Source organism: Sporolactobacillus sp. Y61 (assembly GCF_040529185.1).
GTDB lineage: Bacteria > Bacillota > Bacilli > Bacillales > Sporolactobacillaceae > Sporolactobacillus.
Map to the genome: position 1 here is coordinate 2,603,575 of NZ_CP159510.1, position 20,418 is coordinate 2,623,992.

General features: G+C 46.7%; 23 protein-coding genes, 1 tRNA gene, 1 riboswitch and 1 other annotated feature. Of the genes, 6 read left to right on the forward strand and 18 right to left on the reverse strand.

Annotated features, from left to right (window positions below; all coding sequences use genetic code 11):
• Nucleotides 1-27 precede the first annotated feature (27 nt).
• Nucleotides 28-279 (forward strand) — a binding site (T-box leader).
• Between the two features lie 336 nt (nt 280-615).
• The gene (locus tag ABNN70_RS12365) at nt 616-1,944 is read right to left on the reverse strand and encodes an IS1380 family transposase (protein ID WP_129930918.1); all 1,329 of its coding nucleotides are present in this window, start codon (nt 1,942-1,944) and stop codon (nt 616-618) included.
• A gap of 169 nt (nt 1,945-2,113) precedes the next feature.
• On the opposite strand from ABNN70_RS12365, the gene ABNN70_RS12370 reads away from it, so the two are divergent.
• From ABNN70_RS12370 to ABNN70_RS12380, 3 genes are read left to right on the forward strand one after another with little or no spacing between them, the layout of a single operon-like run.
• A complete protein-coding gene (locus ABNN70_RS12370) occupies nt 2,114-2,575 on the forward strand; it encodes a PTS sugar transporter subunit IIA (protein ID WP_353947952.1) in 462 nt (153 codons plus the stop codon).
• On the forward strand, nt 2,569-2,862 hold the full coding sequence (locus ABNN70_RS12375; protein WP_353947953.1) for a PTS sugar transporter subunit IIB: 294 nt from the start codon (nt 2,569-2,571) through the stop codon (nt 2,860-2,862). The genes ABNN70_RS12370 and ABNN70_RS12375 overlap by 7 nt, the downstream gene beginning before the upstream one ends.
• Nucleotides 2,862-4,142, forward strand: coding sequence for a PTS ascorbate transporter subunit IIC (locus tag ABNN70_RS12380; RefSeq protein ID WP_353947954.1), 1,281 nt, complete (start codon nt 2,862-2,864; stop codon nt 4,140-4,142). The genes ABNN70_RS12375 and ABNN70_RS12380 overlap by 1 nt, the downstream gene beginning before the upstream one ends.
• Nucleotides 4,143-4,236: 94 nt before the next feature.
• Here the strand turns inward: ABNN70_RS12380 and ABNN70_RS12385 are convergent.
• The 8 genes from ABNN70_RS12385 to ABNN70_RS12420 form a co-directional block, all read right to left on the reverse strand.
• Nucleotides 4,237-4,310, reverse strand: a tRNA-Pro gene (locus ABNN70_RS12385).
• Between the two features lie 101 nt (nt 4,311-4,411).
• A complete protein-coding gene (locus ABNN70_RS12390) occupies nt 4,412-4,912 on the reverse strand; it encodes a GNAT family protein (RefSeq protein WP_353947955.1) in 501 nt (166 codons plus the stop codon).
• A 38-nt stretch (nt 4,913-4,950) separates the two neighbouring features.
• Nucleotides 4,951-5,448, reverse strand: coding sequence for a tetratricopeptide repeat protein (locus ABNN70_RS12395; RefSeq protein WP_353947956.1), 498 nt, complete (start codon nt 5,446-5,448; stop codon nt 4,951-4,953).
• A 78-nt stretch (nt 5,449-5,526) separates the two neighbouring features.
• The gene (locus ABNN70_RS12400; RefSeq protein WP_353947957.1) at nt 5,527-5,901 is read right to left on the reverse strand and encodes a DUF402 domain-containing protein; all 375 of its coding nucleotides are present in this window, start codon (nt 5,899-5,901) and stop codon (nt 5,527-5,529) included.
• Nucleotides 5,902-6,140: 239 nt separating this feature from the next.
• Entirely contained in the window at nt 6,141-6,446 is a 306-nt protein-coding gene (locus tag ABNN70_RS12405; RefSeq protein WP_129930762.1) for a DUF6506 family protein, read from the reverse strand.
• A complete protein-coding gene (locus ABNN70_RS12410) occupies nt 6,437-6,853 on the reverse strand; it encodes an AzlD domain-containing protein (protein ID WP_353947958.1) in 417 nt (138 codons plus the stop codon). Before ABNN70_RS12410 ends, ABNN70_RS12405 begins: the two co-directional genes overlap by 10 nt.
• Nucleotides 6,846-7,490 carry an AzlC family ABC transporter permease gene (locus ABNN70_RS12415; protein ID WP_353947959.1) on the reverse strand — a complete coding sequence of 215 codons (645 nt, stop codon included), beginning with the start codon at nt 7,488-7,490 and terminating at the stop codon, nt 6,846-6,848. Before ABNN70_RS12415 ends, ABNN70_RS12410 begins: the two co-directional genes overlap by 8 nt.
• Before the next feature lie 74 nt (nt 7,491-7,564).
• A complete protein-coding gene (locus ABNN70_RS12420) occupies nt 7,565-8,224 on the reverse strand; it encodes a class I SAM-dependent methyltransferase (RefSeq protein WP_353947960.1) in 660 nt (219 codons plus the stop codon).
• A gap of 173 nt (nt 8,225-8,397) precedes the next feature.
• On the opposite strand from ABNN70_RS12420, the gene ABNN70_RS12425 reads away from it, so the two are divergent.
• Together ABNN70_RS12425 and ABNN70_RS12430 are read left to right on the forward strand one after the other, a co-directional pair.
• Nucleotides 8,398-9,306, forward strand: coding sequence for an AEC family transporter (locus ABNN70_RS12425; protein ID WP_353947961.1), 909 nt, complete (start codon nt 8,398-8,400; stop codon nt 9,304-9,306).
• A gap of 57 nt (nt 9,307-9,363) precedes the next feature.
• Nucleotides 9,364-9,478, forward strand: a riboswitch (THF riboswitch).
• Between the two features lie 58 nt (nt 9,479-9,536).
• Nucleotides 9,537-10,121, forward strand: a complete 585-nt coding sequence (locus ABNN70_RS12430; RefSeq protein WP_353947962.1) for a folate family ECF transporter S component — start codon at nt 9,537-9,539, stop codon at nt 10,119-10,121.
• A 73-nt stretch (nt 10,122-10,194) separates the two neighbouring features.
• Here the strand turns inward: ABNN70_RS12430 and ABNN70_RS12435 are convergent, their stop codons facing one another.
• From ABNN70_RS12435 to ABNN70_RS12460, 6 genes are all read right to left on the reverse strand, one after another.
• Nucleotides 10,195-10,665 (reverse strand): GNAT family N-acetyltransferase, encoded by a 471-nt coding sequence (locus ABNN70_RS12435; protein ID WP_353947963.1) that lies wholly within the window; start codon nt 10,663-10,665, stop codon nt 10,195-10,197.
• Nucleotides 10,662-11,336: an endonuclease III domain-containing protein gene (locus tag ABNN70_RS12440; protein WP_353947964.1), complete on the reverse strand. Its 675-nt coding sequence runs from the start codon at nt 11,334-11,336 to the stop codon at nt 10,662-10,664. Before ABNN70_RS12440 ends, ABNN70_RS12435 begins: the two co-directional genes overlap by 4 nt.
• 136 nt (nt 11,337-11,472) lie before the next feature.
• The gene (locus ABNN70_RS12445) at nt 11,473-12,708 is read right to left on the reverse strand and encodes an MFS transporter (protein ID WP_353947965.1); all 1,236 of its coding nucleotides are present in this window, start codon (nt 12,706-12,708) and stop codon (nt 11,473-11,475) included.
• A 44-nt stretch (nt 12,709-12,752) separates the two neighbouring features.
• Complete coding sequence (locus ABNN70_RS12450) at nt 12,753-13,274, reverse strand: PadR family transcriptional regulator (protein ID WP_129930774.1); 522 nt, start codon at nt 13,272-13,274, stop codon at nt 12,753-12,755.
• Nucleotides 13,275-13,911: 637 nt separating this feature from the next.
• Nucleotides 13,912-14,373, reverse strand: coding sequence for a GNAT family N-acetyltransferase (locus tag ABNN70_RS12455; RefSeq protein ID WP_353947966.1), 462 nt, complete (start codon nt 14,371-14,373; stop codon nt 13,912-13,914).
• A 227-nt stretch (nt 14,374-14,600) separates the two neighbouring features.
• On the reverse strand, nt 14,601-15,797 hold the full coding sequence (locus ABNN70_RS12460; RefSeq protein WP_353947967.1) for an MFS transporter: 1,197 nt from the start codon (nt 15,795-15,797) through the stop codon (nt 14,601-14,603).
• 254 nt (nt 15,798-16,051) lie between these two features.
• Between ABNN70_RS12460 and queG the strand changes: the two genes are divergently transcribed.
• Nucleotides 16,052-17,218: a tRNA epoxyqueuosine(34) reductase QueG gene (queG, locus tag ABNN70_RS12465; protein ID WP_129930780.1), complete on the forward strand. Its 1,167-nt coding sequence runs from the start codon at nt 16,052-16,054 to the stop codon at nt 17,216-17,218.
• A 129-nt stretch (nt 17,219-17,347) separates the two neighbouring features.
• On the opposite strand, the gene ABNN70_RS12470 is transcribed toward queG, so the two are convergent.
• The 3 genes from ABNN70_RS12470 to ABNN70_RS12480 are packed head-to-tail and all read right to left on the reverse strand — an operon-like array spanning nt 17,348 to nt 20,297.
• On the reverse strand, nt 17,348-18,238 hold the full coding sequence (locus ABNN70_RS12470) for a glycine betaine ABC transporter substrate-binding protein (RefSeq protein WP_129930782.1): 891 nt from the start codon (nt 18,236-18,238) through the stop codon (nt 17,348-17,350).
• Nucleotides 18,239-18,249: 11 nt separating this feature from the next.
• Entirely contained in the window at nt 18,250-19,092 is an 843-nt protein-coding gene (locus ABNN70_RS12475; protein ID WP_129930784.1) for a proline/glycine betaine ABC transporter permease, read from the reverse strand.
• Nucleotides 19,089-20,297, reverse strand: a complete 1,209-nt coding sequence (locus ABNN70_RS12480; protein WP_353947968.1) for a glycine betaine/L-proline ABC transporter ATP-binding protein — start codon at nt 20,295-20,297, stop codon at nt 19,089-19,091. The genes ABNN70_RS12475 and ABNN70_RS12480 overlap by 4 nt, the downstream gene beginning before the upstream one ends.
• Nucleotides 20,298-20,418: the final 121 nt, after the last annotated feature.

Genomic DNA, 20,418 nt, shown 5'->3' on the forward strand with positions numbered 1-20,418 from the left:
TATATCATCAACTTAATTCAAGACACATTAAAACCTTTGACGTGGAGATCAAGACAATTTTTGCCCGCACAGAGAGCCGGCGACGATGAGAATCCGGCCGGAAGCAGATTGTTAAATGGACCACTGAGGGCACAGCTGAAAGAACATCTTCTCCATTAAGCTGTGACGTGCAGATATACGTTAGTTATCGGGAGTATGCCTGTACTCTGCTAAGCGTGGAAAATAGCCTGATTGTTTTCCAAATGAAGGTGGCACCGCGGAAAAATAACCGTCCTTGACAATAATTTGTCATGGGCGGTTTTTTACTGGGAGGAGATAGATGGAGACAGATGAGTCGAGTCGAGTTGAGTTGAGTTGAGAAGCCGCAGGAGTCAATACGGAGAATAAGAGGGAAAATAATCCTGAATTATTCATAGCAGCTTATTTTCTATGGTTTAGGTGGTAATTTCGCAAAGGATTTTACAGATTTTTACTAAGCGAACAACTTAACGATGATTTTGAATGCCTGTTGGCCCGCATGGAACATGCGGACAGCCATTTTCTCGTTTTCAGGGCAGACGAATCCCGTCGTTTCCAACAGAAATTCTGAATTTTTTAAGATTGATGGTCTGGACACTATGCCAATGCCGGCAACCGATGGATTTGATCCAGCGTCTGCCGGAAGACCTTTTGGTAAAGACAGTGACTGCAGAGTCGGAAAATGAGCGAACGGCCGGAATGAACGAGCCTGCCGGCAATCTTGATCAGGCGAAGGCGCACAGTATCCATACAAAGCCGCTTCTTTTTAGCGGATTTCGGCAGACAGAGCAGGCGAAACCCGGCTTCAATATTGCTTGCCAGCATACGAATCTGCAGTTTCACCGCGTTGGCTTCAAAACGGGTGCTGCTCAGCTGATCAAAGGCAAAACCGTTCTTGCCTTCCTTGATCAGGTTTTCCATCGTGCCCCGGTTTTGATAGAATTTAATGACGCGTTTAGCGGGAAGGCTCATATTCGTGACAATAAAGGTCGGCTGGAAAAAGAGCTCACCTTCCGGGCGCTCCAGTTTCACAACAACTCGCCGGGCCTGATCCCAGGAAGCCGCCTGGTACTGAAATTCACGATAAAACACGACTGAAGAACCGACTGGCATGGCGTGCTTTTTCTGACGGGCTTCCACAAGCCGCTGTGCTTTTTCAGCCAACCGGGGGTTGGCCTTCAAACGGATGGCGTAAAAAACCTCTTTTTCCTCACACAAGCTGTACAGCCCGGGAACGGCGAAGCCACTGTCTCCCCGGACGGCCAGATCCTGTCCGGGATTGAGCGAGCGATAGTGTGCCAGCACCGGACGGATAAAATCGACGACACCACGGGAGGTGTAGACATTGCCGGAACGTAGTTCGGCTTTCAGGCAGTAGCCGGTCAGCGAGTCAAACAGGAGAAGCGGATGGTAGCCGGTGTCCTGGTAATGGGCATTGTAGGCCGTCCCTTCCTGATGCCCGGCGGTCTCAAAATTGGCTGAATCCACGTCAAGCACTACCTGCTGACTGGGCCTGAGGGCATAGAGTCGATCCAGGTAAGCTTGATTGACGGCTTCCAGCGATTGAACGGTGTCGGCATCCACGCGTTGATTAAAGCGGGACAGCCGCGGTTGGGAAGCCAGGTGCTTCTTCTCAAGCAGGGTCGTGAATATGGGATCTGTTCCCAACTCATCGGCCTGGTCGTCGGTGTGATAGCCAGCCAGGTGCTGATAGATTTTCTGAATCACCACCTTTGGGTTGGTGTGCCTGGCATGAGTGACCGGATCGTTCACGTACAGTTTTTCCTGGATCAACTCACTGAGGCCAGTCTTTTCATCGAATTCTCGATAAAGTAATAAGCCGGAATCAGAAGAAAGCGCGCCGCCTGAGAAACTGGCCTTAATCTTTTTATTGAAGTGGAACGTTGATTCCTTTACACTGGACATATGAGGAGCCCCCTGTATGTTTGTTTTCGCTTAACTTAATCATACAAGGAATGAGCTCCTTTTTCATTTCCTTTTTTCACTTTTCAGGTGAAAAGTGAAAATCGCTGTAAACCTTGGTGGCTCAACGACAAGTAAAGTTCATACCGCGGGCCATGAATATTCTAGGATAATGATTACCGACTGGTTACAGAAAAACTCAGTATTAGCACAAATAGAAGTCTCTTCAAGTACAGAAGCGATTGAAAAAAGTGGACAGTTACTGGTTGACAGCGGCTGTGCAGAACCAAAATATATCACGGCCATGCTTGAAAACTTTTACAGGAACGGGAATTACATCGTCATGGCACCGGGCATTGCCGTCCCGCATGCCTCACCCGGACCGGCAGTACTCCGGCCGGGACTAAGCCTGCTGACGCTGAAAAAGCCTATACATTTTGGCCATCCGAAGAATGATCCGGTTAATCTGGTCGCCGCGTTTTGTGCCGTCGATCATCAAAGCCATCTAGGCATGCTGATGGATCTGGCAGCATTACTGGAGCGCCAGGACAAACTGGAACGGATGCGCATCGCTTCATCGAAAAAAGAAATTTTAAAAATTGTATCAGAAGATGTGGAGAAATCATCATGTTGAAAATCGCTACGGTTTGTGGTGCCGGAGTAGGAAGCAGTATGATGCTGAAAGTTTTTGCTGAACAGATTCTGGAACACGAGAGCGTTGATGCAGATGTTACTGCTTCGGATATCAGCTCCCTCGATCCTGCTGCTTATGACGCAATTATTACAGCGTCGGCATTCGCTGATTTAATAGACTCTAAAGCTACGCGGATTATCCGAATGGACAATATGCTGGATAAAACTTATCTCCGCGAGCAGCTCATTCATGTCATTTCTGAAACAGCAGGGAGGAATGAAGGCTGATGGCATTCATCCTCTACATAATCAACTATATTTTTAACCAGGCTGTTTTCGTTATCGGTCTCGTGATTATCATCGGGACGCTGGTACAGAAAAAGTCCTGGAACCAGATCATCTCAAGCACACTCAAGGGCATGATTGGTTTTCTCATGATTACGACCGGAGCCCAGTCCCTCGGTATGGCTCTCCTGCCTCTTCAGCCGATGCTGGCCAGGATCTTCAATTTCAGTATCTCAATGCCAAACATCGAAAAAGCGCAAATGCAGAGTATGGAGGGAATCGGGACGGAAATGGCACTGATCTTTGCATTCGGTTTTGCCATTAATATTCTGCTCGCCCGGTTTACACGGTTCAAATATGTCCATTTGTCTGCGCATGTTTCTTTTTTTTACGCTGGACTGATTACCGCGTTGCTGAAATTTGGAACAGACCTGCCGACCATTCCGCTCATCATCATCGGTGCGGTCCTGCTCGGATGCTACATGACTTTTACCTGTGCTTATATTGCGCCACTCATGAAAAATGTTAAAGGCGGGAAAGGATTCACACTGGGACACTCCAGTTCAATTGGTATTCTTATTTCTGCGGGGATCGGGAAACTCGTTGGTCGTGGGTCAAAGGATCTTGAAGACCTCAAACTGCCAAAAAATCTGAACTTTCTCCGTGAAATGACCACCGCGCTGACTTTAGTCATGACTCTGCTATTTCTTGTGATCACACTGATTGCCGGACCGGAGTGGGTAACGACTCATGCCAGCAACGGACGGGACATAGTCAGCTTCAGTTTTCTGAGCGGGCTGCAGTTTGGACTGTGGATTACCGTTATCATTACAGGTGTCCGCATGATGCTCTCTGAAATCATTCCTGCTTTTCACGGGGTAGCTGAAAAAGTTATTCCAAATGCGACACCCGGACTGGATATCCCGCTTCTGTTCCCGTACTACCCGACATCAGTCATTGTCGGGTTCCTCATGAGTTTAGTTTCCGGATTGATTGGCATGAGCATTCTCGATCTGATTCATTATCCGGTTGTGGTCTTCCCTGCACTGATTCCCACGTTCTTCACCGGGGCAATCACAGCCATTTTCGGTAACTCAACCGGTGGACGCCGTGGCGCTATTACGGGCTCATTGCTCAACGGCTTCATATTAATTTTTGGACAGGCCTTCCTGCTGCCGATGATCGGGACATATGAACCAGTCATGCGCATTCTGAGCGAAACGGACTACTGTTTCTATGGTCCCCTTCTGGGTCTGGTATTGAAATTAATGGGTATGATTTAAGCCTTTTATACCCTTTTGTTTAACAAACTATCTTTATAACACAAAAAAGCAATGCAACGGAATTTATTTCCATTACATTGCTTTTTTCCTTTCATCGGAAAGACAGGATTTGAACCTGCGACCACATGGCCCCCAGCCATGTGCTCTACCAAGCTGAGCTACTTTCCGTTATGTCAAATAAAATGACCAATTAACATGATAAGCGGTCCGATGCTTCATGTCAAGAGAGAATAGACACGAGTCTTTCATCCTGTTCGATGATCAATCCTTTATGAGGAAATCACAAGATGATAAGCATGACCCAGTTTTGTCTTACCTTCCCTCCGAAAACCATATTTTAAGAAAAGTTTTTGTGAGGCTATATTATAATCATAGATCTCACGGACATACAGGTGCTTCAATCCCTGACGCGTTGCCCGCTCAACCAGAGCATTAATGACCTGTGAGCCAATCCCTTTCCCCCTGCAGGCGGGGTCCCCAATGACGATGGGCAGATCATGAAGAGCTAAAGTCACATCACCGATCGGGTAAAAATGGTCTGCTGCCTGATATTCAATATAGTAGAGTTCACCCATCTTCCCGAGCACACGGTACATTCGCGATAAAGTTTCCCTGTCATACGGCCGTCTGTCCGGTCCGTCAACCAGACGAAGGGTTTCTCTATCCTGATACCACGCAAAGGCTTCGGGTATGATTTCTCTGAACTTTATCAGCCGTATCCTTTTCGAAACGGTCAGAATGTCCGGCTGATCTTCTTTAAAAATCTTCATGAAACATCCAGCACCTCTGCAATTTGTTTATTTTCATATCATGGTTTTTCTTCTGTCAGCTCATTTACTTTAACTTTCAGCGCCTCTTTGAACCCCTCAAAAGCTTCAGGCTTTAATTCTCTTAAAAGTACTTGAACGAGCTGTTGTACCGCCATTTTCTCGAGGCCTGCATCCAGCAGGATCAGGCTGCAGAAACATTCCACAGGAATATGCCCGGGATATTTTTCCATTGCCCCGGTTATCATCGCCATAGCCTGATCAACCTTTCCGACATTTCGATAAGATGAAGCAAGACAGATCATTGCCACTCGCTCATCATCCGGGTCAAGCCCTGAATCCATGGCTTTTTTATAAGCAGGAATCGCTTCTTCTTCTCTGGAAAAGTGATCGAGAGCCAGCGCATATTTCAAACAAAGTCTGCCATTATCGGACTGATGTTTTGACAAATCCCTGAGAAGACGAAGACAGGCTTCCTCCTGGCCTTCCTTTAAGTAAAGGTCAGCCTTCTGAATGATAGTGTCTGCTGAATCGCACAAATGATCAGATCCCTTCCTGGGAAGTGCAGGTTACGTATAGACTTTTGTCGGTATACGGTACCATTTTTTGTGAAAAGACTAAGCCTCTGGAGGATTCTGCTGTTTGCCAGGCGGCAGGCTTTTCTTCATTTGAATCAGTCCGGCGAGTATATGACCGGCTGAAACGATTAAATCTTTCAACGTTTGATTTACATAGCCTTGTTCAAATTGTTCCATGCTCTCCGGCAATTCATCACGATCAAGTACACACTGCTTTCCCTCCGGCGTCACGAGCAGATCCACAATTAAGTCTTCATAGGAGACCACTTGATCGCTAATCCGTGTATTCCGGACGATATTAAAGTATGCGCCTAAATAGTTGCCCCCGCTGCCTTGCCAAATGTAAACGTTATATGGCCGATCTGTCCAGTACCAGGCATACGTACGGCTGCCCGCCGGAAGATTTACAATCACAGCATCCCTTCCAAGTATAACAGGATCAGGCAACACATAGGTCAGGACGACCCGATCAGAATGCCGACTAAGAACCTGACAGCGGTATTCCGCTATAGAGCCATCATAACGGATTTTTCTTTCGATCATTTCACATTTATTGTGAAGAATTGCTATTCACCTTCCCTATAACGTCAGGAATCATGGGTGCACATTCTGGATAAGTGTGTGCACCCGGTTGTAATAGATGAGACAGGCTGTTAACTGAACACATCATCACCGCTTTTATGTCCGAGCCCGGGATGATGATCAAATCGGACAACGCCGACTTCAGCTTTTCCCTTAACTGCACGGGCTATCTTCCCTGTGCCGATATTTCCAAACCCGCCACACAATTCAATGGCTGTAACACCCTCATCAGCGAGGGCAACTGCAGCCTTAACCGCTTCATCGTACGTTCTGACCCCAATGACTTTCAATTTAATCACCGGTGTGTCAATCAGGGCACGTGCTTCATCCGTATTTATCTCCGGTCCGATAAAAATAAATGCTGCTTTTACCTCCATCGAAAAACCCCTCCCTTAATGATTGTAGCAAAAAATGTATGCGTTAACAGGTTATATTGATCACAATGATTCCATTTGAATGGAGGTAAACAGCTGAAAAAATAGCGCCAGATTAATCCGGCAATCATGCCAAGAGCAACGGACGGCAGAAATCGTTTCATCAGTTTGATGGCAATGGCTCCGGTCAGACAGGCAATGAGAACAGGTACAGACAGGATAAGATGACCTTCTGAGGGAATCAGGGTCTGTTTGACAAGCAGGGCAACAATGATTGCCACCGGCACAAAATTAAAATACTGTCTCAGAACAGGATTCAATTTTTTTCCTGCCATAAAAAGCAGATCCGTGATTCTGGAGAGATAAGTCGTTACGGCAAGGACGCTGATTAGCAGCCACTGATTATACATGAGCGGATCTCCTCCAGAAATAAAGTCCGGCAATCGGTGCGAAAATACCCGTCAGAATAATTGTCAGCTCATTACCCGGACTCAATGTTTCTAATCCAGTTGCAATTAGGGCTGCGGCAAGAGCTGTTGCGATGACGGGCTTCCCCTTCAGCCCGGGAATAAGCAGTGCCGTAAAAGTTACGGGGAAAGCAAGATCCAGTCCCCATTTTTGCGGATCCAGTTGATTTCCCATAAATGCGCCCGAAAATGAAGCGGAGACCCATGCGATATAGAAACAGGCGGTAATGATAACAAAATAGAGTGGATCAGGTCCCGTTTTCTGAAATCTGGAACTTGCCAGAACGAAAGGCTCGTCCGAGATACCGAAAGAAATCAGCCATTTCCATTTTCCTGCAGGTGCAAGACATTCTGCCAGTGCAGCACCGTACAGCAGATTGCGCAGGTTAAGTAAAAGAGTGGTCAGCAGAATACTTGCCATGCCTGCACCGCCTGCCAGCATCGCAACAGTCACGAGCTGTGCAGAACCTGAAAAGACCAGAAGTGACATGGCGACAGCGGTAAGCAGACTGAATTTCACCTGAGCGGCCAGTACACCAAAAGACAGGCCGTATGTCCCAATAGCCACTGCCAGAGGCATGGCCTCAAAAAAAGCGGTTTTTATGAAAAAATGATCCTGCCCGAAATACCCAGATCGAGACGGACTTACAGCAATCATTTACTTGCGCAAATATAATATCCACTTTTATACCAGTCCAGGTATTCGATGTGGGTTTTCCACCCTCTCTCTTCATAGGCATGTGCAATCTGACTGGGTTCAAGCCTGTTCCGCATTCGCGGGTTATTCCTCCTAAACCAGCCCATCTGACGGATTTCTGTTGTAACAATGGAGGTGATATCAGTGAAAAACTGCTCCGTATCCTCGACAAACATGAATACATCCCTACTCACAAGATAATCCACAGATCCAGGGGCAAAAAACTGGTTCAGGTTCCTGAGATCAGCCAGAACAAATTTAAATCTGTTATGACAGAGACCTGCCGTTTCTTTTTCGCACGCGGGATCGGTATCCAACCCGTACAGTTTGTCAATCTGCTGGTTCTGAATGAGTGCCCTGCTCAGGAAGCCGCTGCCACAACCGAGATCCAGCACAAAGCCGGACAATCCGCTGAAGTACGATAATATTTTTTTATTATAAAATGCCTCAGCATCCGACTGGCGGATGACCCTTTCATGACCGCATGCAGAACAATTTATCTTGATCGAAAAGGCCGTTTTTTCCCATGGATGATGCCCATTCTGCAATATAGAGCATGGTTCCCCGCACTTATCACAATAACTGCCCCAGACAAAGTAATCGTGTTCCTGAAACATCTGGTTCACCTGTTCCTTTTTCCATCCCTTTTTTTACATTTATTACTATAAATGAAAATAAGCGATCTGTCATTACTGTATCGTTGAATGCTTCCGTACCCCCTTTTCTGAGCGACATGGTATGATGAAATAGTGAATTGACATGCTGGAGACCCGCCTGTTGGAGGAAAATGATGTCTGCCTATCTGCATTTACTGATGTCCACTACAGTTCCGATTCTTATCATCTGCCTTTCCGGCATGCTGCTTCAGCAGAGGCGTCCGGTGGATACCAAACTGCTTGCAGATATTGGTCTGTACATCTTTGCACCGGCTCTCATTGTCAAGGCGCTGACCGATTCCCGGCTCCAGGGTAGAACTGTTCTTGATATTTTCTTTTTTACCGTAATTATGACTCTTGTACTGTGGATTCTGGCCTTCCTAACTGCAAAAATTTTCAAAATGCCAAATAAAACAGCACAGGCATTGACACTCACCACACTGTTCAGCAATTCGAACAATTACGGACTTCCCGTCCTGCTTCTTGCTTTTGGTCACAGAGGTTTTGCGCTCGGCGCCATTTATGTCATTGGCCAGATTATCCTTGTGAATATCCTGGGCATGTATATCGCATCCCGCTCCAGCATGAATGGAAAACAGGCTTTGATTCAGATTTCAAAAACACCACTGATTTACGCTGCGATTGCAGGTGCTGCATTAAGTTTACTCCACCAGCCGCTTCCGATCGGTATCGATGAGGCCGCTCAGCTCCTGGGCACGGCTTATCCCGCCCTGGTGCTTCTGATCCTCGGTGTTCAACTTCGCCGGACGCATCGGTCGGGCCTGCACCGCCCGGAAGTATGGACGGGTGTGATCCTGCGCATCATGGCTGTCCCCCTGCTGGCAACAGTCGTCCTGAAACTGCTTGGCATCCACGGTTTGCTCGCCTCGGTGCTGCTGGTCCAGGTCAGTATGCCGGCAGCGATTAATACCGTCCTGCTTGCTGAAAAATATGACGGAGATACCGGGATGATTTCCCTGATCGTCTCAATTACCACCATTCTGAGTTTTGTCTACTTACCCGTGCTCATTTATTTCGGGTAACTGGAATCTTTTTTTCTTGATCTCTTCCATAGATCGATGTAGAATGAAAGCGAATCAGGCAGAGTAGATAATTGTGGGTTACGTGCCCGGGGACGGGGAGTTGTCCCTGGGACGAAAAGCCGGATCCTTTTTCGGATGAAGGTTTGCCGTACAATTATTGCATCCCGCTGCTGCATACCGGAGTCTTCCTCCTCTATGTAGCAAAAAAATGTTGCTGAGGGGGAATTTTTATGTCCATTTTTACTGCTGAATATTGGAAAACGGCAGCAAAAGCATTAAATAATCTGAAAGTACTCGTCCTTGCTTCTCTTCTTATTGCGCTGAGTGTGGTACTCAGTTCCTTCTCTATTCCCGTTGCAGAGAATCTTCACATTACGTTCGGTTATCTTTTCATGTCTCTGGGCGCAGTGATCTACGGACCCGTTGTTGGTCTGATCGTCGGCGCCGTATCCGATATCGTTGGATTTGTCATTCATCCATCTGGGATGTTCTTTCCCGGTTACACACTTTCAAGCATGCTGGGCTGCTTTATATACGGCATTTTCTTTTATAAAGCCCGAATTACCGTTCTGCGTATTTTTCTGGCAAAATTTTTTGTAAACTACATTGTCAATATCGGACTCGGCTGTATCTGGAGTGCGATGATCATGGGCAAGGGATACCTGTACTTCTTTGCGCACAGCATTGTTAAGAACACGCTGATGCTGCCGATCGAAGTTTTCCTTATATATACCGTGTTTCAGATCTTATTGCCCGTTCTGGTTTACACTGGCATAGTAAGCCGGAAACAATCAAAACATATTTCTATCATTTAGCGTACAGATTTCAGAAACAACTCCCCGGATGATCAGCGCTGTTGCTCTTATAAAGGGCAGCAGCACTGTTTTTTTATATATGCTTTCGCATGATGGCTACCGGAACTTCCTGTCCACTCGCTTTGTGTACCCTGCATTCGCCAATGATTTTATAGCCGAGTGATTGATAGAGATGCACATTTCTTGTCACCAGAGCCCGAACGCGGCAGGTGATTGACATCTTGTGATCGATTCTCGCTATATTTTCCAGTTCCTTAAGAATGGATGTGGCCACCCCGCAGCCGCGCTGCTCAGGAATTACAGCCAGGCGATAAAAGTAAATGGCGTCCTCGTGAACCTGAAACCGAACCATACCGACCGGCTCGTTATCCATATATGCAATCAGACCTTGCTCCCCGTCTTCTCTTGCTGCCTGAATGCTGTCCATGGTTTCATCCATCGCACTTGATGGCGCATCTGTCATATCATATTCCGCAAACGCCCGCTGCATCAGCAAATGAATCAGGGGGATATCCCGATCACCCGCATAAACTATTTTTATCACTTGAAACCTCCGTGTCTGCGCTGGTAATCTTTCTCTATCCGTGCCTCACATTTTGAGAAGAACGGACATCCATCACACCGTGCTGCAGCCCGGCAATGCATTTTGCCATGTGCAACGATCAGGGCATGATATTCCTGATAAACAGCCAGATCATCCGGAAGGCCGGCCTCTACTTGTTTTCGAAAATCATCGTAATTTTTTGGGACGTCGTCACCCAGTCTTGTAAAAAAGCGCCGGGCGTAGGCATCAGCAATGAAAAAAGGCTTTTTGAAAGCATAGACGAGCATGGCGTCCGCCGTCTCGCGGCCGATGCCTTTCACATCAAGCAATTCATTTCTAAGCGATGAGGCATCCACAGCGGATACCCTGGACGGATCGTAATGATAGTCCCTGTACCAGGCAAGAAAAGAGCGTATCCTTTCTGCTTTCAGACGATAGAATCCTGAAGGACGAATACAATCGGCTAATGTTTCAGGAGACATACGTTCTATTTTTTCCGGTGTTAGGCCTGGTTTCAATCGTTTCAGAGCAAGATCAACGTTTTTCCACGACGTATTTTGCGTCAGGATGGCACCGATCAGCATCTCAAACGTTGACTCGGCCGGCCACCAGTGCTGTGGTCCATAACTCCGCAGCAAAATATGATACCTTTCCATTTGGTTCAACTTCATTGATCCCTTTCTCCTCTGTCCTGTCTCATTTTTTTACACTTTTCAAATCATCCCGTCATGTGACTGCCTCTTATATGATCAGATTTTCCTGACGATTAAACCGGCAATCATTTCAGCGGCTGAAAAAATTTTAATCTTATGCCTTTAATCGTGTCTTTCTTTTTAGTAATTGCATCATGGCTGCAGATACAAATCCGATACAGGCGGTAATGATCCAGGCAGCAGTAAATGAAAGCGTCGAAATCACTTTTCCTGTGATTACTGGTCCGAGCGTGTAACCTGCTCCGGTAATGATGGGCAGAATCGAACTGACCCGGCCGCGGTGTGAAGCCGGCGTATAATCTGCAATAAACGAACGTGAGTTAACCGAAACCAGAATCTCTCCAAGGGTCATGATGAATACGCCAATATAAAAAGCAGGCAGCACGTGAATAAAGCCGAAAATGACGAACGAAAGGCCATAGCACAATCCCCCTGACGATATCAGGCTGATAGGGTGAAAATTCCGTGTCATTTTGGTAAGAGCCGGTGTCACAACAAGCACAACCAGGCCATTGAAACTGGCCAGGGTTCCATACAGTGCTGCACCTTTTCCATCAAAAATATCGGCCATTTGCATGGGTAAAGTGAAATTCCACTGACTGAATATAAAGAAGTAGAAGAACGAAATCAGTGCAAAGGACAGCAGAATTCGCCGTCTGAATAAAAGATGAAACACCGAACCTTCAACCTTTTGCTCCAACACACGATCTTCATCTATTTCCCGGACTGGATCCTTCCCCATTGTCTCCGGAATAAATACCATGACTAAAAGCAGAGCCATGATGGTTGTCAGCCCATCGCCGATAAAAACAAGAGGAAGTGCGTTCTCAAATAATAAGCCGCCCAAAATTGGGCCTATGGCGAACCCTAAGTTCATCCCCATATAAGTTAAAGAATAAGAGGCCTTACGATTTTCCGGCGTTGTTATATCTGCAACGAGTGCATCATAGGCGGGCTGACTCATTGAATAGAAAACAGAAGAAGCGATTAACAAGTAAGTCATCTCAAGGGTCGGTTTCATCAATCCGCAAATGATTAACGCTATCGCTCCCGCCCCTTGGGAGATCAGGATAATCCGTTTTCTCCCGATGGTATCTGCCAGTTTACCTGCAATAATTATGCCGGGAGCACAGAGTAACGCCTGGATGGTCACGAATAATCCGGCCTCATCGCTTCCCATACCTGTTTTTTGTGTCAAAATCAGAACAAGTATGGGCTGAACAAAGCTCCCAATATTATTGATGATTCGAGCAAAAAAAATGATATAAATCTCTCGGGGTAACCCGCTGTATATACTGAATGAAGTCCGTAAAGCCCCTTCCTTTGGCATGTTTTGTCATATCCCTTCATCTCTTCTTGCAAAACGGATACCCTTTATTCATCTGAAACATTCCCAACTGAGTATTTTTTCACAACTTCGAGTTGCGCCTGATACATGGACATGCCAAAGTCAAAGCTTATTTTTTGCGTTTGTGTCATATTACAGCTCCATTTTCGATCAACCCGCTTTAGTTTTCGAATTTTTTCCTCGATCCGCTCTTTTTCTTCCATCAACCAAATATTTAAGAGCTCATCGTTCACATGACTTCCAAAATACAGACGCACCAGAAATTCCGACTGAAAAACATCATCACCAATCTCCGTCTGAAGATAATTTTTGAAGGCCTGTCTTCCTTTTTTAGTGATATGATAGATATTTTTATTTGGTTTTCCCTCTTGAATAACTACCTCTTTTCGCACTTCACCGGTGGACTCCAGCTTCTTTAATGTCGGATAAATCATTCCATAGCCTCCGGAGAAAAAGTGAGAAAAAACCGTCTGAAACATTTCGTGGATCTCGTAGCCGGTTCTTGGCATTTCCAGCAGCAAACCAAGAATGACATCCTTTCCCTTCATAAGCATCACCTTTTATATTAATGTTATTTATATTCATCTTATGAATAATAATATCATTAATATGCTTAAAAGAAAAGATAATTTCTGAACAAATACATGCTTTGTTCAGAAATTCAAATCAGTCTCACCTTTGTCAGCTGACTTCGAATCGATTGGACACTTCCTGACGTGAATGTTCAGTCAATCGCTTTTGCATAAAAGAATTGCCCCCAGTACACCAGAGGCAATCCGAACGCAATGAATAAAGTGAAGCGTCAATCAGTGGAGGTTTTCTGCATCCTCCACTGATTGTTCGTTGAACTTATCGGGCTGCTGCGGGCAGTTATCCTACCCGGGCCTGTTCGTTTACCCTCATGACCCTGAGGTGTACTGCCCGTTCATGCGGGATAAATAAAGAGATGATGCCCTACCAGGATTGAATCATCATTCTGAAGGATGGTAAAATTGCGAAACCAGGCATTTAAGAAGAGTAAAGAGCGGTTCCTGATGTAAAATCAGGTCTGGTTGACGTGATCGTTTTTTCCGGGGCTTATGAGCATGATCATATAAAACCTGGAAAGTATTTCTGTTGTGGGAACTTGCATGGAGTCTGAATAGATCATGTGCTAAATTCAAGCACCCATAGCCCATCGTTTGATCAGACCTCACCCACCATTCTGATCACCTGATCGTCAAATTCGCTTTTCAGTTTCCTCATTCCATTTTTATAATAGAAGGAAATAGCGCGTTTATTGGTTGGCGAAACCCGGAGATGGTACTCCTGCACCCCATGCTTTCTGAAAAAGTCCATCGCATAACGCTGGAGGAGACGGCCTGATCCCATCCCTCTTTTATCAGCAATCAGATAGAAAAGATTGACATAGCCGATTGTACGCCCTTCACATTCACGGATTGTCAGTTCAACCTGACCCACCGGACGATTATCTTCCAGAGCGAGTACAAAACCGTCAGGATATTTTTTGATCTGGGTACGAAGCCAGTCAAGATATTGATCTTCATGGAAATCTTCTGCCGTCCCAAAACTGACGACAAACGAATCCCGCCGAAAGGCAATAATGACATCTCTGTCTTTACTTAGATTAATGGGAACAAACTCCATCGAAAAATCACCTCGTATGATCAGGTCTGCCTGTTGGATGGATACAGGCTATTTACATTTCAGGAACGCGATCCGGTTACTCAATGGATCATGGACATGGAAGCGATTTGCTTCAGCCATTTGACGTCTTCTGTGAAAAAAAAGCCCCGTGATTCGCCAGATGATGAATACTTCAGGCACTCAATCTTTTCCACTGAAATGCGGAAAGGGCTTTTCTGAAACCTCCTCTATTCCGACTGCTGGAGGCTTTTTTCACCTGGCAGAAACAAGGTAATCACCGCAGCAAGAAGTGGAAGAAAGACGAACAGATTAAATACGGTATAGACCCCATAAAGATCCGACAGCCAGCCAATCAGGGTGGCGCCGATGCCACCGGCACCAATTCCGAAACCAACCATGAGCCCGGAGACAAGGCCGATATTCTTCGGGAACATGAGTTGCCCATAAACGACTGTAACCGCAAAGGTTGAAAGGATAAACAGGCCAAAGAGGAACAAAACAAGGACTGCCAGAACACCCTGTACATGCGGCAGCAGCCAGGCAAATGGAATCGTCGCTACCATTGAGACAAAAAGCAGCCATTTGTGACTGATTCGATCGGAGAAGCGGCCGCCCAGAAACGTACCCAATGCACCGGCCGCCAAAAAAAGGAACGTCATCAGGTCGCCGTAATGAAGCGAAATGCCCTGATGCAGATAAAAGAAGGGCAGAAAGCCGGCCACGCCAATCTGCGTCCAGGAACGAAGAATGACGACCAGTGTGAGCAGAAACAGGCCCCAGGGCCGGTTCCGTCCCCGAATAGCAGACTGCCGTGCCTTATTTCTGATCAAACTCTTTTTGTACCAGGGCATCACCGACCAGACAAGGACAAAACCACCAACTGTCGCAAGGGCGAACCAGCCCAGACCGTGCAGCCCGGTGGCGATCAGGAAAAGCGGCAGAAGCAGTGGCCCGCAGGCCTGACCGAAATTACCTCCAACCTGAAAAATAGCCTGAGCCGTCCCCCGGGCGGTACCTGCAGCCATATAAGCGCCCCGCATCGCTTCCGGATGAAAAATCCCGGAGCCGATACCAGACAGACCAACAAGAATCAGGAGAATCCAGTATTCGGCAGCAAATCCGGAAGCTGTCAGTCCGAATCCCGTCAGGCAAATACCGGCCGGTAAAAACCATGCCTGAGGTCTTTTATCCGTCATCACGCCGAATATCGGCTGCGACACAGAAGAAGTGATCATCGAAACAAACAGAATCAGTCCGGCCTGAAAATAATTCAGGTTAAAAGCTTCTTTATAAAGTGGCAGCAGGGCTGGAACCAGTCCGGTCGTCATGACATCATTCAGAAAATGAATCAGGCTCAGGCTGAACAACTGCCGTTTCGCCCCGAGCCGGCGTTTGGTACCCAGTGTATGTATCGCAACGTTCATTCACATGTCCCCCTGTTCCTCATCCGCACAATGGATATTCTCATCTTATCAGAACACGCAGAAAACAGGCAGAAAAATGCCTGATCTGGAATTAAAAGTTTTTATCCATGATTTGCGGTTGTTCACCCATCACGCTATCATAATATCATCAGCTTTTTAACAAACAGAACATAGGTAGCTCCGCATCAAAATGACAGAGCTTCTCTGCTGGATCAGGCCGGCCGTAATCACCATCATGAGGAGATATAAAAGAAATGACAGATTTTCACAGATTGAAGAAAGAACTGATCACATACAGTAAAAAAGCAGGTATAGACAAGATTGGCTTCACGACAGCTGATCCCTTCACTGAATTAAAGGCAAGACTATACAAGCAGCAGGCGCTCGGCTATCAGTCTGGGTTCGAAGAAAAAGACATTGAAAAAAGAACCGAGCCGTCTCTTTTGATGGATGGTGTAAAATCAATCATCTCAATCGCCATGGCGTACCCGAAGAAAATGGCCAGGCGTCCCGCCAACACGAGAGGAAATCGTCGCGGTGCATTTGCCCGGGTATCCTGGGGGAAGGACTATCATGTCATCCTTCGTGATCGCCTGCAAAAGCTGGGTGATTTTCTGGTTGACCAGGTTCCTGGAGCGCGATACAAAAGCATGGTTGACACCGGTGAATTGTCTGATCGGGCGGTAGCCGAACGTGCGGGTATCGGCTGGTCCGGAAAAAATACGAACCTCATTACTCAGGAATTCGGTTCCTATGTTTATCTGGGCGAGATGCTGACAAACATTCCCTTCCCGCCGAACAGACCGGCAACTGATCTGTGCGGGGACTGCACGATCTGTCTTGACCACTGTCCGACCGGAGCACTCATTCAGGGTGGGCAGCTTAACAGCCGGAAATGTATCGCCTATCTTACTCAGACCAGGCAGGAACTGCCGGATGCATACAAAAAAGCAGTCGGCAACAGACTCTATGGCTGCGATACCTGTCAGCAGGTCTGTCCGTATAATCGCGATGTGGACAGCCACTTCCATGAGGAAATGGAGCCTGATCCAGAACTTGCCCGTCCGCTGCTCAAACCACTGCTGTCCTTGTCCAATCGTGAGTTCAGAGAAACATTCGGTGCACTTTCCGGTTCGTGGAGGGGAAAGAAGCCCATTCAGCGTAATGCAATTGTGGCACTCGGCAATTATAAAGAAACTGATGCCGCACCGGAACTCCTCCGATTGCTGAGAGAGGACCCGCGCCCGGTCATTCGCCGCACCGCCACCTGGGCACTTCAGAAGATGTGGGATCGTCTTGAGCACGACATGCGCACACATATCATTCAATCATTAGAAGATCTGTATGGCAAAGAAACAGACGAAAAGGTTCGCTCCTGGATTGAAGGCCGGCTCGACTCCGGTGCAGACTCTTCCTCTTAATCCGGGGTTCTGCCTGCTTACTCGTATCTGATCCCGTCCCCATCCGGTTGCTAACGTTTATTGATGGTATTTGATAAGAATCCATAAAAAAAACGACTTCAATAAGAAGCCGTGTCTTTTATTCATGATTTAATCTTTCAGATCCTCAATGGAATCAATATCAACATAAGAAGGAACAACCAGGCCAAGGCGGGTCCCTTTCAGATTCGGTCCGAGATCTGTCAGTGAATCTTTAAATTTTTTCAGGTAATCCGCATGAGTCGTCGGCAGCCAGGCCGCAACAATCGCGTCGTCACTGCCTTTGGCGACACCTGCCCACATCTGTCCGGCACCCAGCTGCTCCAGGGTGACCTTGTATCCCAGATCTTTCAGGACAGTAGTGACAACATTTGTACTGGCAATTTCCGATGACCAGGCCACGTAACCAAGCTTGATTTTTTTACCATTGACCTTGCTTGCACCTTTTGTCCATTCAGCGACTTTATCTTTATTCTCATCAACCCATTTTCTTGCAGCTTTTTCCGGGTCTTCCCCATTCTGAATATCGAGCATGACCTTCTCCATATCCTCTGCTTTCCAGTTAAATTGATCTAAAACCCTGGTCGCGTTGGGGTCCTTTTTTTCAAACCCTTTATGAATGATCGTATGAATCTCTTCTTCACCACCATAGCTGCCTTTCGGATCTTTTAAATACTTGAGATCATACTTCTGAAATTTCCAGTGCGGTGTCCAGCCTGTAACGACAATAGGTTCCTTCTTTTTAATCGCTTTATCAAGTGAGGCTGTCATCGTCGATTCAGAGCCGGACTGCAGGGTCCAGTTATCCAGCCCATAGTCTTTCATGACTTTATTTTCCGTTAACTTCATTTCCCCGGCACCCGGGTCGATACCTGTAATTTTGTGATCCACCTGGTCCGCAAACGATTCATTTTTATTACCTGAACTCTGTCCCTGACACCCGGCCAGAACCATACCCAGGCTTGTCAGTAATCCGATCAGCACAATCGTAAATTTTTTCAAAATAATCCTCCTCATTTATTCATATTATTGTTGGTTTTACGTGAAATTCTGTCCAGCATGATCGCAATAATGACTATCGCGATACCTGCTTCAAAACCGATATCCGTGCGAAGAGAAGTCACAGCCAGATAAACGTCTGCACCCAGACCCGGCGCGCCAACGAGTGATGCGACGACAACCATGGACAGGGCAAGCATGATACTCTGATTAATACCAGCCATGATCGTTGGCATCGAAAGCGGGATCTGCACTTTCATCAGCTTCTGCCAGACCGTTGATCCAAACGCTTCAGAAGCTTCAATCAGATCCGCCGGAACCTGACGAATACCGAGGCTCGTCATCCGGATCGTCGGCGGCATAGCAAAGATAATCGTGGCGACAACACCCGGAGGCATCCCTGTTCCAAATAAGAATATAGCCGGGATCAGATAAACAAAGGATGGCATCGTCTGCATGAAGTCCAGGATCGGTGTCATGATTTTTTTAAAGACATCATTAATCCCGGCGATGATCCCGAGTGGCAGCCCGATGACAATTGACAGAGCAACGGAAGTAATCACAAGGGCAAAGGTCTGCATGGTATGTTCCCAGTACCCCAGATCATAAATCAGAACCAGGCCGATCAATGTAAACAGGGCAACACCCCATCCTCTTCGCCAGAACGCGAGAATCACGAACAGCAGGATGAATGCAACCGGAGTAATCAAATCAAATAATGAGACCAGTGAGCTGACAAAGGTTTCAATACCGCCGGCTACATTTTCAAAAAATGAACCAAATTGATCAGTAAAGAACTGGACAAACAGATCAGCCCAGTGGCCAATTGGAATTTTAGGTAAAAAGGTGTCGTTCACGATGTCTTAACCTCGATTCTTTCAGATGGAGCGGGAAGGTTTCCAGCAAGTGCCTGGATAACGGCCGGGCGGCGGACAATCCCCCGCAGCCGCCCCTTTTCATCAATGACAGGGAGCGGTAATGCTGATTTGGAAATTCGTTCAAATAAATCACTCAGTTTCGCGTCCATCGTTACCGGTTCGACCTGTTTAACGATATCGTCTGATGACTGTTTTTCTTTAGCAGCATCCGCGGCATCTTCGGCATAAATGACCCCTTTGAATTTTTTCATTCGATCCACGGCGAATATACTGGAAATCCCGGCATCACTCATAATTTGCAGGGCAACCCGTGGTCCACGGTCAATCTGTATGGCATCAGCCCGGCTCATGATGCGGCCTGCTGTAATGACTTTACTGATATCCACGTCCTCGACAAAGTGTTCGACATATTCATTTGCAGGATTCATAAGGATATCTTCCGGAGACCCGATCTGAACAATCCGACCATCTTTCATCAAAGCAATCCGATCACCAATCCGCAGTGCTTCATCCAGATCATGTGTGATAAACACGATGGTTTTATGCATCTCACTTTGTAACTCGAGCAACTGATCCTGCATATCTTTACGGATCAGCGGGTCAAGTGCACTGAATGCTTCATCCATAAGCAGAATATCTGTGTCGCTGGCCAGTGCCCGTGCCAGACCAACGCGCTGCTGCATGCCTCCTGAAAGCTGGGCTGGTGAACTATTCTCATAACCCTCAAGTCCGACCAGTCGGAGCGCCTGTTTTGCCTTCTCCTGACGCTCTTCTTTATCGATTTTCCGGATTTCAAGCCCATAGGCTACATTATCCAGAAGATTGCGATGAGGAAACAGTGCAAAGCCCTGAAAAACCATGCTGATATTTTTTCTGCGGACCTGGCGAAGTTCATTCTTGTTCATTGCTGTGAGCTCCTGATCGTCAATCCGTACAGTTCCGGAGGTTGGTTCAATCAGTCGATTCAGCATCCGGACCAGCGTTGATTTTCCACTGCCCGATAACCCCATAATGACAAATATTTCACCTTCATGGACCTCGAAGCTGGCATCACTGACACCCAGGTTCATTCCTGTCTTCTTTTTTATCTGATTTTTGGTTAATCCCTGTTTCAGTAATTCCAGACCCGCTTTACTGTTCTTCCCGAAGATTTTTGAAACGTGCCTGACTTCGATTCTGTTCATTTTAACACCTCATTTTTCTGTATAAGTATTTCCCTTTTCACACTTCATAAATCACCGCCTGTTTTTCAGTCATTCATCGATGATGAGATACATGATCGGCCGGATCGATTAAAAGTAGCAC